This is a genomic window from Streptomyces sp. NPDC017940 (genome assembly GCF_044328435.1).
Taxonomy (GTDB): domain Bacteria; phylum Actinomycetota; class Actinomycetes; order Streptomycetales; family Streptomycetaceae; genus Streptomyces.
The window spans coordinates 758,262-771,056 of the sequence record NZ_JBIRHJ010000004.1 but is presented as its reverse complement, the minus strand read 5'-3'; the positions used below and the strand labels follow the sequence as shown (position 1 = coordinate 771,056).

The 12,795-nt window shown below is 71.3% G+C and carries 12 protein-coding genes; 5 read left to right on the top strand and 7 right to left on the bottom strand.

All coding sequences use genetic code 11. The annotated features are described in order from the left end of the window. Window positions 1–22: 22 nt before the first annotated feature. Complete coding sequence (def, locus tag ACH4DX_RS17730; protein ID WP_398118256.1) at window positions 23–568, top strand: peptide deformylase; 546 nt, start codon at window positions 23–25, stop codon at window positions 566–568. Between the two features lie 55 nt (window positions 569–623). On the opposite strand, the gene ACH4DX_RS17725 is transcribed toward def, so the two are convergent. Continuing rightward, window positions 624–1,292 carry a TetR family transcriptional regulator gene (locus ACH4DX_RS17725; RefSeq protein ID WP_398118258.1) on the bottom strand — a complete coding sequence of 223 codons (669 nt, stop codon included), beginning with the start codon at window positions 1,290–1,292 and terminating at the stop codon, window positions 624–626. A 163-nt stretch (window positions 1,293–1,455) separates the two neighbouring features. Here ACH4DX_RS17725 and ACH4DX_RS17720 point away from each other — a divergent pair, with 163 nt between their 5' ends. Both ACH4DX_RS17720 and ACH4DX_RS17715 read left to right on the top strand, forming a co-directional pair. Further along, on the top strand, window positions 1,456–2,691 hold the full coding sequence (locus tag ACH4DX_RS17720) for an acyl-CoA dehydrogenase family protein (RefSeq protein WP_398118259.1): 1,236 nt from the start codon (window positions 1,456–1,458) through the stop codon (window positions 2,689–2,691). 95 nt (window positions 2,692–2,786) lie between these two features. After that, window positions 2,787–3,953: an isoaspartyl peptidase/L-asparaginase family protein gene (locus ACH4DX_RS17715; protein WP_398155754.1), complete on the top strand. Its 1,167-nt coding sequence runs from the start codon at window positions 2,787–2,789 to the stop codon at window positions 3,951–3,953. 190 nt (window positions 3,954–4,143) lie between these two features. Here ACH4DX_RS17715 and ACH4DX_RS17710 read toward each other — a convergent pair whose 3' ends face one another. From ACH4DX_RS17710 to ACH4DX_RS17695, 4 genes are all read right to left on the bottom strand, one after another. Further along, entirely contained in the window at window positions 4,144–4,938 is a 795-nt protein-coding gene (locus ACH4DX_RS17710; protein WP_398155753.1) for a GNAT family N-acetyltransferase, read from the bottom strand. Window positions 4,939–5,703: 765 nt separating this feature from the next. Continuing rightward, on the bottom strand, window positions 5,704–6,744 hold the full coding sequence (locus ACH4DX_RS17705) for a PhlD (RefSeq protein WP_398155752.1): 1,041 nt from the start codon (window positions 6,742–6,744) through the stop codon (window positions 5,704–5,706). Between the two features lie 146 nt (window positions 6,745–6,890). Beyond that, window positions 6,891–7,712, bottom strand: a complete 822-nt coding sequence (locus ACH4DX_RS17700) for a helix-turn-helix domain-containing protein (protein WP_398155751.1) — start codon at window positions 7,710–7,712, stop codon at window positions 6,891–6,893. Window positions 7,713–8,163: 451 nt separating this feature from the next. Beyond that, window positions 8,164–9,108, bottom strand: coding sequence for a Gfo/Idh/MocA family protein (locus tag ACH4DX_RS17695; protein ID WP_398155750.1), 945 nt, complete (start codon window positions 9,106–9,108; stop codon window positions 8,164–8,166). 655 nt (window positions 9,109–9,763) lie between these two features. Here ACH4DX_RS17695 and ACH4DX_RS17690 point away from each other — a divergent pair. Next, window positions 9,764–10,420, top strand: a complete 657-nt coding sequence (locus tag ACH4DX_RS17690) for a TetR family transcriptional regulator (protein WP_398155749.1) — start codon at window positions 9,764–9,766, stop codon at window positions 10,418–10,420. On the opposite strand, the gene ACH4DX_RS17685 is transcribed toward ACH4DX_RS17690, so the two are convergent. Continuing rightward, window positions 10,308–11,387, bottom strand: a complete 1,080-nt coding sequence (locus ACH4DX_RS17685; RefSeq protein WP_398155748.1) for a DMT family transporter — start codon at window positions 11,385–11,387, stop codon at window positions 10,308–10,310. The two genes, ACH4DX_RS17690 and ACH4DX_RS17685, sit on opposite strands and share 113 nt — an antisense overlap. Window positions 11,388–11,625: 238 nt before the next feature. Between ACH4DX_RS17685 and ACH4DX_RS17680 the strand changes: the two genes are divergently transcribed. Continuing rightward, the gene (locus tag ACH4DX_RS17680) at window positions 11,626–12,195 is read left to right on the top strand and encodes a TetR/AcrR family transcriptional regulator (protein WP_398119072.1); all 570 of its coding nucleotides are present in this window, start codon (window positions 11,626–11,628) and stop codon (window positions 12,193–12,195) included. A 108-nt stretch (window positions 12,196–12,303) separates the two neighbouring features. On the opposite strand, the gene ACH4DX_RS17675 is transcribed toward ACH4DX_RS17680, so the two are convergent. After that, window positions 12,304–12,636 (bottom strand): hypothetical protein, encoded by a 333-nt coding sequence (locus ACH4DX_RS17675; RefSeq protein WP_398155747.1) that lies wholly within the window; start codon window positions 12,634–12,636, stop codon window positions 12,304–12,306. Between the last annotated feature and the right edge of the window lie 159 nt (window positions 12,637–12,795).

Here is a 12,795-nt window from a genome sequence, read left to right as displayed (position 1 = left end):
CCTGGACCGTACTCTTGCCGCCATGCGACACGGCTCGATCCCGGGCGCCTCAGGGCGCGTACGACCCCTGACCCTGCTCGGCGACCCCGGGCTGCACTCCTCCTGCGCGGAGGTGACCGACTTCGGTCCGCGCCTCGCGGCGCTCGTCGAGGACATGTTCGCCACGATGTACGCGGCCAACGGCGTGGGCCTGGCGGCCAACCAGATCGGCGTGGGCCTCCGGGTGTTCGTGTACGACTGCCCGGACGACGAGGACGTGCGCCACCTCGGGCACATCGTGAACCCGCGCCTGGTCGACGTGGACGGGGTGACCGTCAGGGGCCCCGAGGGCTGTCTGTCGCTGCCCGGCCTGGAGGCGGCCACCCCGCGCTTCGACCACGCGGTCCTCGAAGGCCTCACGCTGCGCGGGGAGCCCGTACGGGTGCACGGCACCGGGTACTTCGCACGCTGCCTCCAGCACGAGTACGACCACCTCGAGGGCGGCGTGTACACCGACCACGTCACCGGCTGGCGCAGGCGGCGGGTGCTGCGGCAGGCCGCGCGGGCGCCCTGGGCGGCGACGGCCTGAGTGCCGCGCGGCGGTCGGGGGCGGCGCGCCGGTCGAGGGCGGCGCCGGTCCCGCTTCAGAAGCCGGGCCCACCCACGCGGTCGCCCGCCGCCGCGAGCCGCCCCCAGAGCAGATCGGCAAGGCTGCGTACCAATTCGGCGCGGGAGCAGGGCCGTTCGCCGAGCCACCAGTCGCCGGCCGCGTGCATCATGCCGACGATGCCGTGGCCCCACACGCGCGCGAGCAGGCCGCTCTGCGGACCGAGGTCGACCCGCTCCTCGATCACCTCGGCCAGCTCCTCGCCGAGCCGGCGCAGCAGCGGAGCGGAGTGCAGGCCCACGTCGAAGCCGTTCTCACCGCTCTGCTCACCGCTGTGCTCGCCGGTCTGGACGGCCTCCGACGGATGCATCAGGAAGCGGTAGACCTGCGGCCGGGCCTCGATGGCCGCGAGGTAGGTGTCGAGCGTCGCCTCCACCCGCTCCCTGCGCTCCGCGGGGGCGTCGAGGGCGTCCCGCAGCGAGGCGAGCAGCGCGTCGGTGTGCCGTTTGGCCAGGGCCGCGTAAAGGCCGCCCTTGTCGCCGAAGTGCCGGTACAGAATGGGTTTGGTGATGCCCGCCTCGGCGGCGATGGCGTTCATCGAGGCACCGGGTCCCTCGCGCAGGACGACGCGGTCGGCCGCCTCGAGAAGTTCGCGCCGCCGTTGTTCGGCGGACCGTTGCTGATCGGTCCGCTGCGTGGTCTCCATGAGGTGCTCTCCGCCCGTCCAGTTGCCTGACGCACGCGCAACGTAACACTCGCGCACTGGTGCGCATCGAACGGGCTGTCGGGAGTTGACATCGGCTACCGGCCAGTAACAGACTCGGGTTACCGTAAGTAACGTAGCAGGGTTCCGCAGTCCTGGAGGGGTCATGGCCGAGTTCACCATGGAGCTCAACGACGAGCAGAAGGAGGTGCGGGACTGGCTCCACGGGTTCGCGGCCGAGGTGATCCGGCCCGCCGCCGCCGAGTGGGACGAGCGCGAGGAGACGCCCTGGCCCGTCATCCAGGAGGCGGCGAAGGTCGGGATCTACTCCCTGGACTTCTACGCCCAGCAGTTCTTCGACCCGACCGGACTCGGCATACCGATGACCATGGAGGAGCTCTTCTGGGGCGACGCGGGCATAGCCCTGTCCATCGTCGGCACCGGCCTCGCGGCGGTCGGCGTCCTCGCCAACGGCACCGAGGAGCAGATCGGCACCTGGATCCCGCAGATGTACGGCGACGTGAACGACGTGAAGGTCGCCGCCTTCTGCTCCTCCGAGCCGGACGCCGGATCGGACGTGGGGTCCATGCGCACCCGCGCGGTCCACGACGGGGCCACGGACGAGTGGGTCCTGAACGGCACCAAGACCTGGGCGACCAACGGCGGCATCGCGGGCGTCCACGTCGTCGTCGCGGTCGTCGACCCCGAGCTCGGCTCCAAGGGCCACGCGTCCTTCATCGTGCCGCCGGGCACCCCGGGCCTCACCCAGGGGCAGAAGTTCAAGAAGCACGGCATCCGCGCCTCGCACACCGCCGAGGTCGTCCTGGAGGACGTGCGGGTCCCCGGCTCCTGCCTGCTCGGCGGCAAGGAGAAGCTGGACGAGCGCCTGGCACGCGCGCGCGAGCGCGCGAAGAGCGCCGACAAGGACGGGACGCGCCTGAAGAACGCCGCCATGGCGACCTTCGAGGCCTCCCGCCCCGCGGTCGGGGCGATGGCGGTGGGCACGGCCCGCGCCGCTTACGAAGAGGCACTCGAATACGCCAAGACGCGTACGCAGTTCGGCCGTCCGATCATCGACAACCAGGGGGTCGCCTTCCAACTGGCCGACATGCGTACGCAGATCGATGCAGCCCGGCTCCTGGTGTGGCGGGCCTCCTGGATGGCGACCACGGGCAAGAAGTTCGAGTCTGCCGAGGGCTCGATGTCCAAGCTGTTCGCCAGCGAGACCGCCAAGAAGGTGACCGCCCAGGCGATCCAGATCCTCGGCGGCAACGGCTACACCCGTGAGTACCCGGTGGAGCGCATGCACCGGGACGCCGCTATCTACACGATCTTCGAAGGCACCAGCGAGATCCAGCGCCTGGTCATCGCCCGCACGCTCTCGGGTCTGCCGATCCGCTGAGGTGCGGGTTGCCGGGGGGCGGGGGAGGCGCTCTGGTGACGCCATGGTCATGCCATTACGGTGGACGCCCGCGTTCCCTCCGCCGAGGAGTGCCGATGCCCAGACGCCCCCTGACCTGGCTGATTCCCGCCCTCGCCACTGCCGCCGCGGTCACCGTGACGGTGGTCGTGGTCCCCCAGGGCGGGGGCGGCGCACCGGACCACCACCCGGCACCGGCGGCCCACGGGGAGCGTCCCGCGGGGAAGGCCGAGCCGGACGCGCGTGACGTGGTACTCGCCGTGCACGGCGGGGCCGGGACGGCGCTCGACCGGGACAAGACCTCGCCGGAGCGCGAGAAGGCGTACCGGGACGGGCTCGCCGGAGCCCTGCGGGCCGGTCGGAAGGTCCTCGGCAGGGGCGGCTCCAGCGTCGACGCCGTGCAGGCGGCGGTGGTGGAGCTGGAGGACGACCCGCTGTTCAACGCCGGCAAGGGGGCCGTGTTCACCGCGGACGCGGGGCACGAGCTGGACGCCTCCATCATGCGCGGCTCCGATCTGAAGGCTGGCGCGGTGGCGGGGGTCAAGAGCCTGCGGAATCCCATCGCGGGTGCCCGCGCGGTGATGGACAAGTCCCCGCACGTCCTGCTCGCGGGCGAGGGCGCCGACGACTTCGGAGCCCGGCACGGCCTGCGGACCGTCACGCAGGACTACTACTGGACGCAGGCCCGCTGGGACGCGCTGATGGCCGCCAAGGAGCAGGAGAAGGGCGATCGCGGGCGCGGCGGAGGGCAGGGCGTTCCCGGCGGCCGTAGGGCCGCCGACTCGCCCGCCGCGCTCGCCGACGCGCAGTCCAAGGGCACGGTCGGGGCGGTCGCCGTCGACAGGAGGCGCGACCTCGCGGCGGCCACGTCGACGGGCGGCATGACCAACAAGTTGCCCGGCCGCGTGGGCGACTCACCCCTGATCGGATCGGGGACGTACGCGAAGAACGGAACCGTCGCCGCGAGCGCCACGGGTGCCGGTGAGGTGTTCATCCGGGGCGCCGCCACGTCGACGATCTCCCACCTCATGGAGTTCAAGGGCGTCGGGGTCGCGTCGGCCGCGTACGAGGTCGTCGTCAAGCGGTTGCCCCGGCTCGGCGGCGACGGCGGCGTGATCGCCCTCGCGCCCGACGGCGAGTTCGACGCCCCGCACAGCAGCCCCGGCATGCTGCACGGCTATGTGACCAAGGACGGGAAGATCGTCACGAAGATCTTCCCGGACGAGACGCCGCCCAACTCTTGACTCCCGGCCGGTGGGAGAATGGTGACTGATGCGACGGTCGGGACGGTCGGGACGGTCGGGACGGTCGTGCCGGAGGCGGTGCTCGGGGCGATGGCGGCGACAGCGGCGGCCGGGGTGACAGCGGCGGCCGGGGCGGCAGCGGCAACCGGAACGAGAGCGGCGCCCGGGACGGCCGTGACGGGCGCGGCCGTCACGCCGCCGGAGCGAGCGGCGGCTCGTACACGTACGGCGTCGTCGTGCTCAGCTCCGCGAAGCCGAGCCGGCGCAGGATGGGGCGGCTCTCGCTGGACGCGTCGACCTGGAGGTGACGCACTCCGCGCGCCGCGGCGATCCGGGCGCGGTGGGCGATCAGGGAGCGGTAGATGCCGCGGCCACGCCACTCGGTGACGGTGCCGCCGCCCCACAGCCCGGCGAAGTCCGTGCCCGGCCGGAACTCGATGCGCGCCGAACTCACCGGCACCGCACCTGCCATGGCCACGACCGCGGCGACCGTCTCCGGCGCATGGGTCAGCTGGTCGAGCAGTTGCCGGCCGAGGTCGGTGCCGTCCGTGCCGAAGGCCTGCTCGTGCACCTCGGTCATGAGGCGCACACCGTCCGCGTCCGTGACCGGGAGCAGCCGGATCCCCTCCGGCGGGGCGGCGTCCAGGCGCAGTTCCTCGACGTCGGCGACCATGACCGTCTCGGCGGGCTCGGGCACGAACCCGGCGGCCAGGAGCCGGTCGGGCAGGTCGGCGGGGAGGTCGTGCGTGTACGCCTTCCACTCGAAGGACAGGCCGAGGGACGTGAAGTGGCGGACCTGGGCGGCGATGGACTCGTCCGCGGTGTCCTCGTCGAGGTGCGACCAGAGGACGCCGTTCCAGTCGTGGGCCGCGGCCACGCGCCGTACGACGCCGCCCACCCGCTCGATCAGCACGCCGGGCCCGTCCGGGTCCAGGTTCTGCCGTATCTGCGTGTCGTACGCGGCGAGTACCGCTGAGTGATCCATGCGCACACTTCAGCAAGGGCGTGCCGTGCACGGCAACGGAATTATCGCTGGGGCAGCGGCGGCGGACGCAGCGACTCCGTGATCGCGGTGAGGCGCAGGCCAGCACGAGTCCGGCCGACGTCACCGTGGTCACGGTCGGGGACGCGCCCGCGTGGCGCAGGCCGAGACAGCGCAGGGCGCCCGCGGGGGCCGCGGTCGCGTACACCTCCTCGCGCGGCAACAGCGGGGGGAACTGCCCGCAGAGCACATCAAGGGCGACTTCGCCCGTCACGCCCGCGGGGACGGCCGGGATCGGCCACGTGGACGGTTCGGAATAGCCGAATGGATGACCCGGCGAAGCCGCGGCCGGGTGGAGCCTTGAGACATGACGAGGACGGGGCGCAAGAGGCACGGGGGCGTGCGGAGCCCGCGGCAGTTGGACACGGCGTACAAATTGGCGGACGGGGTGGACAAAGTCATGGCAAAGAGCGGCGGTACCACCTGGTACGTGGGGCAGAGTGCGTCACAGGCGGTGCTCGAAAGACCTCGGAACGGAACGCGCGACGAGCGGATCGCACGACGAACGGAACGCAGTTCGAACGGCACGCAGGTCGACGGGCATGACGAGCGGCCCGGACGTACGGAACGTAGGACGTACGGGCACGACGAGCGGCCCGTACGGCGAACGGACCGCACGACGGAGCGGCAGACCAGTGGGGCGCAGCCCGACAGGTCCCGACAGGTGAGGGGGACGATCGCGCGAGGAGCCGAAGGAGGCGGGTCGGGTCAGGTCAGCCAGCGGCAGCGCAGTGCCGCGGTGGCGAAGCCAGGACCGAAGGCGACGGTGTAACCCCGTGCGCCGTCCGCCGGCGGCTCGGCATGAGTGCGCTCGAGCACGCGCAGGACGCTGACACCACCGATGTTCCCTTCGTGGGCGAGGGTCTCGGTGGAGTGCCGGGCGTCGTGGTCACTGAGGCCGAGGGCCGCCGCAGTGTCCGTGATGATGCGGGGGCTTCCGGGGTGGATGACGGCGAACTCGGGACGGTCGGCGCCGATCCAGCCCTTGAGCTGCGGGAGCACGTCGTTGGCGGCGGACAGAGCTTGCTTCGTGGACACGAAATGGATGCCACCGCGGTCGATCATGCCTGCCTGGCGGTCGACGCTGTCCGGCAGGACGTACTCGAAGGTGTCCTCGATCATGAGGCCGGGGCCGAGCTGCTCGCCGGTGACGACCGTGGCCGCCGCCGCGTCCCCGAAGAGCGCCTTGTAGATCATCGACTCGATGCTGGTGTCGGAGTGGTGATAGATGCCGGACAGAGCCTCCCCGGCGATCACCAGGACCTTGCTGCGCGGTCGCGCGGCCACCAGGTCGGCGGCGCGGATGAGGGCCTGGGCGCCACCCGGGCACGCCACCGTGGTGAGAGCGACGCGGCGCACGGTGGGGCGCAGACCGAGGCGCTCGATCAGGTTGATGTCGAGATTGGGGACGGTCCAGCTCGTGGTGTGCGTGGTCACGATCGCGTCGATGTCCTGAGCTTCGAGACGGGCCGCGTCCAGCGCCGCGAAGGCCGCCTTCTCCGCCATCGCGAGCACATCGGCGAACACCACGCGGGTGCGCTCGTCGATCCCGGCGGCGCCGGCGACGGTCGGGGAGTCCAGGGGGCGGGTGAAGTAGCGCGTACGGACCCCGCAGTTCTCGATCACCCGCAGGCACGCGCGCAGCCGGGGGTGGTCGGGGTGGTGCAGGCGCACGTCCTCGGCGATCTCCGAGGTGGTGACTTTGTGATCACCCAGGACGGTCTGGGGTCTCAGTACATGAGCAGGCATGGAGGTGGCTCCCACGGGGCGCAGGTGGATGTGGGGATCCGTGCCCAAAGTACTGCACCACATCGAACATGCGTCCTGCCCTGCTCACCCGTTCGTGGAGGTCCGGTCGATCAGTCGGCATCGAGCAAGCGTCGATCAACCGTCGATCAGCTGGACCTGAGCATGGGGGAGCGTGGGTGGGAGCGCTGCGCACCCGCGTGAAATACCAAGATCATCAGCCGCGCCCCGGGCGCTGTCAAGGGCTGGGCCGCGCACATCGTGACCCAGCCGGGGCCGAGGTCGGCGTGCATGAGGGGGCGCTCGTCGCCGTCGGGGTGGGGGTGCGGGCGTCCGGCGCCGTAGTGGACGGCGACCTCGGGGTCGGCGAGGACCTCCTTCTCGATCTGGCGGAGCGTTTCGTCCTCGGGGCGCGAGGCGAGCGCGCCGTGCAGTTGGGGGAGCACCATCGGCGCCCAGGAGGTCTGCCAGTCGAGGAGGTGGGCGCGGCCCACCGGGTCGAGGACCATCCACCGCATGATGTTCGACGGCACCTGCCCGTCGGGGAACATCCGGGTGAAGGCCTCGTTGTGGGCGAGCATGTCCCATGAGGCGTCGGTGACGTACGCCATGTGCCGCACGCCCTCCACGGCCTCCTGCCAGACACCCGGCACCTCCTTGCCCGCCGACAGATGAAGCGGCCCGGGAGGATCCTGGAGCAGGGCATAGCGGCACAAGGACACCCATTCCTGCTCATTGAGGCCGAACAGGCGGGCGACATCGCGCAGGAGGGCGGTCGGCGGGTTGGGGTAGTTGCCGGACTCCAGGCGGTGGTAGGTGCCCAGGGTGCGGTGGAGGAGCTGGTCCACCTGGTGCTGTGAGAGCCCGGGCGCACGGCGGCCCTGGCCCGTGGAGCGGACGAACCCGTGCGATTCGGGGGCGATGAGGGCGCGTCGTTCACGGAGCAGAGCGCGCAGCGCCGTCTTGTTCATGGTGGGTAATCCCTCTTCGTACACGCCGAGTTGAGCGTAAGCAGTCTAAATACTCGCATCTTCTTTGGTCATAAACATTGCCTGAAGAAAACGATCAGCAGATGCGGCATCATGGAGTACGCGAGAGCACCGACCTGCGGTTTGATCGTCGGTGTGCTCGTGGGCACAACTCAGGGGCGTCCTGTTCGAGCAGCGTGAAATTGGCTGAAATTCCTCGGCGCTGGGCACCCCCAAGGCCTACGGGGTCGATGTCGGGTGGTGCGCGGGACCGGTTGTTCGTATTCCGATCCGTGTGGTCGGAAACTGAGCAGTGTGTACCTGCGTGGCAGTTACTGTCCGGTTCGGTTCCTGGGTTCACTGGCTGCGGCCGGTGCCGTCACTCGCCATTACGTAGCGGCCACGGTACCGGCCGCCCGTGCTGTCCCGGGTGGCACAAGGGTTCGAAACGGACTCAAGGTGCCTGAGTCGACTCCTGGGCCTGAAGTTCTGAGTCCTGTCGTGCGGCCACTTGCCGTTCCGCTTCCGCGAGGATGTCCGTCACCCGCGAGCCGAAATGTACGTCGCACGGGTGCCGCTTTCCGCCCTCGGCCGCCTGTACGAGCGCGTCCACCGCTGACCGAAACGCATCGGTCGAGTCGCCCCATCCGCTCGCGCCCCACCCCGCCGGTGCCGCGGCCCCGCGCTCGCCGCGGAACTCCAGGACGAGACCCTCGGCGGCCGCGGGTGCCCGCAGGGTGAGCGTCGCCGTGCTTGACGCGCCGCCCGCGTGGCGCAGGATCAGATGGACCGCGTCCTCGGGGCCGGGTGCCGCCGTCACGGCTGTGACCTCGCCGAGTACGGCCGTGAGCACGGACAGTGCGTGCGGTCCGACGTCCCAGAGGCCGCCCTTGTCGGCCCGCCACGGGGAGTCGAACGCGCCGGTGCCGTCCGCCGCGAAGAACGAGCCGTACCAGTCGGCGCGCGCCGTGAACCAGGGCCCCTCCTCGGCCCGGTCCGCCAGCCAGTCCGCCATGGGTGGCGCGAAGCGGAGGGTGAAGAAGACGACGGACGCCACGCCGGCCCGGTCCACGGCCGCGGTGAGCCTGCGGGCCGCTTCCGGTGAGGTGGCCACCGGCTTGTCGAGCAACAGGTGGCAGCCGGCCGCCGCGGCACGTTCCGCGAGCGGCGCCTGCGCGTCGGGCGGCACGGCGAAGGCGATCGCGTCGCTGGCCGCGAACAGCTCGTCGAGGTCCTCGTACGCCGTGGTGGCGTGCGCGGCCGCGAGCTCGGCGGCCGCCTTCGGGCGGCGGCCCCATATGCCCGACAGCGCGGCGTCGGGGTGCGCGGCGAGTACCGGCGCGTGCGTCTGGGTGGCCCAGGGGCCCGTACCGATCAAGCCCACTCGAAGTCTGGTCATGCGCGCAGTATGGCTGAGCGGGCTGTGGTGGCAGTACGGGCGCGGCGGTACCGGGGTGCGGAGTGGGGATGCGGGGTCCTACTTGATACGGGGAGTGCTTCCGGTGGTCCGGAGAGAGGAGCGAACCTTCGACTGCCGAAGGTCTGGACCTATTCGGGTTCGGCTTCTCCTGTGCATCGGAGGGGCGGACGGTGAAGTACGAGCGACACGGTTCGTGTCGTTCGTCGAGTGGGCGGGTTGTTTTCTCGACGTTCCGTCAACTCATGCCCTGTGAATGGCAATTCATGGCCAAAGATGTGGGGGGTGAATTCGCATTCACTCAGAGTTGATGGGTGGCCGATAGATGGTGTCCGAAACCAGTGTGTGCCGGGTTCGGGATGTGTCCTGACTGTCCCGGTGTTTCCGACATCAGGCTTTTCGGGGAGGTCGTCGGTAACGGCGCGGCATCGGCACGACACCGGCACGGCACCGGCACGACGCCGACACTGGCACCGGCACCGGCACCGGCACCGGCACCGGCACTGGCATCGCCCGGCCCGGCGACCGTGATCGGCGTCTCGCCCCCTGTCGGGCCGAAGCGCGGACCGCGCGCAGCCGTGCGCCCTACGCTCGGACACGACGCCCAAGTGGGCGGTTACGGACGGAAAGTGACGCCATGACCAGCTCGACCTCACCTCCGGCGGTGTGTCCGCCGGGCCCCGGGCGGCGGGACGCGGAGACCACGAAAGCCGCGATCATGCGTGCGGCACGGCATCTGCTCGCGCGGCACGCGCACACCGACATCACGCTGAAGGCCGTGGCCGAACGCGCCGGGGTGAGCGCGCCGCTGGTCCTGAAGTACTTCGGCAGCAAGGACGCGCTGTTCGCCCGGATCATGTCGTTCGAGGAGGACGCGGCGGCGGTCCTGGACGCGCCCCTGGACGACCTGGGCCGGCACATGGTCAGTCACCTGCTCACCAGTCAGGCCGAGCGCGGCGCCGACCCCATCCTGCGCATCGTGTACGCCCCGCTGCACCGCGAACACGGCTATGTGCTGCGCGCCAACTTCCGTACGCAGGTGGTGAGCAGGCTCGGCGACCGGTTGTCAGGGCCCGACGCGGGCTTGCGGGCCGAGCTGGCCGTCGGGATGCTGCTGGGCCTTGGGGTGATGTACGGCATCGCGCGGGGGCCGCATCTGCGGGCGGCGGCGATAGCGGAGATCACCGACCGCTACGCACCCGCCGTGCAGGCCTGTCTGACGCCTCCGTCCCCTCGTATGCCTCCGTCGGCTCCGTCGGCTCCGTCGCCTCCGCCCCCTCTGACGCCGGAGTGACGACAGCGACCTCCGCGCGACCGCCCTCGACCTCCGCGCGGCCGCCCTCGGCTGCCGCGTGACCGCCCTCGGCTGCCGCCCCGGCCCCCGCGGCTCCGCCCCGCGCCGTGCCCCGGTGCACCACCACGACCGCCGCCAGCGCGACGGCGAGACCGACGGCCGTCTGCGCGCCGAACGGTTCCCCGAACATCGCCGCGCCCCACAGGGCCGTCACCGGCGCCATCAGGAACATCAGGGTGTTGACGCGGGTGACGCCGCCGCGGCGCAGGATCAGCCAGTACAGGCCGTAGCCGCCGAAGGTCGACAGGACCACGAGCCAGCCGATCGCCGTCCAGAAGGACACCTCGGCGACCGGCGCCGCCGCACCCATGGCCAGGGCGAGCCCCGTGAAGATCACGGCACTCGTGACGCAGTGCGCCGTCAGCGCGGCGAACGGTGCGACCTCGGTGCGGGTGCGGCGGTCCAGGAAGGTCGCGGCGACAAGGGAGAGCATGCCGGCGAACGGCACGAGATAGGCCCACCACGGCACACCGGAGCCGGCGGCCGCGTCGCCTGTCGTCACGATCGCCACACCGGTCAGGCCGAGCGCGAGCCCCACCCACTGGGTGCGGGACACGTACTGGCCGAGCAGCGGCCCGGCGAGCGCGCCCGCCACCAGGGGCTGGGTCCCGTCGATCAGGGCCGTCGTGCCACTGGAGACGCCGAGTTGGATCGCGTAGTACACGGTCAGGAGATAGCCGCTCTGGGACAGGGCGCCGACCAGCGCCTGCCGCGCGAGGTCGCGGGCGGTGAGGCCGCGCCAGGACGACCGGGCCACGGTCGCGGCGACCAGCGCGAGGACGGCGGCCAGTGGCAGGAACCGCCACATCAGGACGGTCACCGCGTCCGCGTCGCCCGCGCCGAGCTTGGCGCCGATGAAGCCGGAACTCCAGGTCAGCACAAAGGCTGTGGAGAGCAGGACGTTCACGGTGCGCACCTCCTGTGGCCCACCGAAGTAGACCGATCTGTTTACTCCGTGGGAGTGAGTATACAGATCGGTCTACTATGGGGTCCGTACGAGGTCCTCCACCGGGTCCTCCTCCACGAGGTGAGGTGAGGTCGTGAGCGTGAGCGGGAGCGGGAATGAGAAAGAGAGCGAGAGCGTGAGTGCGGGCGGGGGGACGGACGCGGGCGGAGCCGGAGGTGGCGGACCGCGGCGCGTGGCCATGACGCCGGGGGCGCGGCGCGTCCTGGAGGCGGCCGGGCGGCTGTTCTACGAGCGCGGGATCCACGCCGTCGGCGTCGATCTGATCGCGGCCGAGGCGGGCGTGACCAAGAAGACGCTCTACGACCGCTTCGGCGCCAAGGACCAGATCGTCGTCGAGTACCTGGCGGACAGGGACGAGCGCTGGCGCGCCTTCCTCGCCCCGTACCTGGAGCGCGCCCGTACGCCCCGCTCCCGGATCCTGGCCGTCTTCGACGCGTCCCGCGACTGGGCGGAGCGCAGTCTTCCCCGGGGGTGCAGCATGATCAACGCGCATGCGGAGATCAGTGACCCCGCCCATCCCGCGTACGCGGTGATCACCGGGCAGAAGGCGTGGATGCTCGCGCTCTTCACGGACCTGGCCCGGTCCCACGCGCCCCGCCGCGCGACCTCGCTCGGCAGGACGCTGATGCTGCTGCACGAGGGTGGCCTGGTGGCGTACGGCATGGAGGTCTTCCCCGGAGCCATCGACCAGGCACGCCAGGGCGCCGAACTCCTGCTGCGGGACGTGCCGCGCCCGTCGCCAGCGTGAGCGCACGCCGCAGGTCCGACCTCGCGCGGACGGCCGCCGTTCGCACCCTGCGGCGGGCTGCGACGCACCGCAGATCAGGCAGGCGTCACGGCGTTCCGGGGGGCGGGGTCAGGGTCCCGTGCGGGTGCGGACCGTCGATTGCTGGGGCGTGACCCGGGCCGGTTCGGCGGTCGCGAGGGTGTCCAGGAAGCGTTGCAGCGCCGGGGTGCTCCGGGTGCCGGGACCGCGTCGTACCGGGGGCACCGCCGCGCCGCGCCGGGTGCTGTCGCTGTCGCAGGTGTCGGGTTCGCCCCCGGCGTGGACGGCTTCGAGTCCGGCGTGGGCGGCGGCCGCGCGGCGTATGAACTCCGCGGGCGTCATGCCGAGGTAGTCGGCCTGCCGGGCCACGGCGGCGTACTCATCGGGTGAGAACAAGACCTGCACAGGCTTGGCACCGTCCATGGACGCATGATGCCGCCCGGACCGGTGTCGCGCGGTGCGGTTGGCATATTCGTGCCCGAACGGATGGCAGCGCCCCGAAGCGGTGGCGAACTTCGGGTGTCGCGCAGACGAGAGCCCCGGCCGGACGGGGGAATCGCGGTCGGGGCTCTCATCTTGTTC

Bases quoted from the DNA above. Each gene is read 5' to 3' on its own strand.
- ACH4DX_RS17705 (WP_398155752.1), bottom strand. From the start codon at position 6,744: ATGCCTGCTCATGTACTGAGACCCCAGACCGTCCTGGGTGATCACAAA.
- ACH4DX_RS17710 (WP_398155753.1), bottom strand. From the start codon at position 4,938: ATGGATCACTCAGCGGTACTCGCCGCGTACGACACGCAGATACGGCAG.
- ACH4DX_RS17695 (WP_398155750.1), bottom strand. From the start codon at position 9,108: ATGACCAGACTTCGAGTGGGCTTGATCGGTACGGGCCCCTGGGCCACC.
- def (WP_398118256.1), top strand. From the start codon at position 23: ATGCGACACGGCTCGATCCCGGGCGCCTCAGGGCGCGTACGACCCCTG.
- ACH4DX_RS17680 (WP_398119072.1), top strand. From the start codon at position 11,626: ATGACGCCGGGGGCGCGGCGCGTCCTGGAGGCGGCCGGGCGGCTGTTC.
- ACH4DX_RS17715 (WP_398155754.1), top strand. From the start codon at position 2,787: ATGCCCAGACGCCCCCTGACCTGGCTGATTCCCGCCCTCGCCACTGCC.
- ACH4DX_RS17720 (WP_398118259.1), top strand. From the start codon at position 1,456: ATGGCCGAGTTCACCATGGAGCTCAACGACGAGCAGAAGGAGGTGCGG.
- ACH4DX_RS17690 (WP_398155749.1), top strand. From the start codon at position 9,764: ATGACCAGCTCGACCTCACCTCCGGCGGTGTGTCCGCCGGGCCCCGGG.
- ACH4DX_RS17725 (WP_398118258.1), bottom strand. From the start codon at position 1,292: ATGGAGACCACGCAGCGGACCGATCAGCAACGGTCCGCCGAACAACGG.
- ACH4DX_RS17700 (WP_398155751.1), bottom strand. From the start codon at position 7,712: ATGAACAAGACGGCGCTGCGCGCTCTGCTCCGTGAACGACGCGCCCTC.
- ACH4DX_RS17675 (WP_398155747.1), bottom strand. From the start codon at position 12,636: ATGGACGGTGCCAAGCCTGTGCAGGTCTTGTTCTCACCCGATGAGTAC.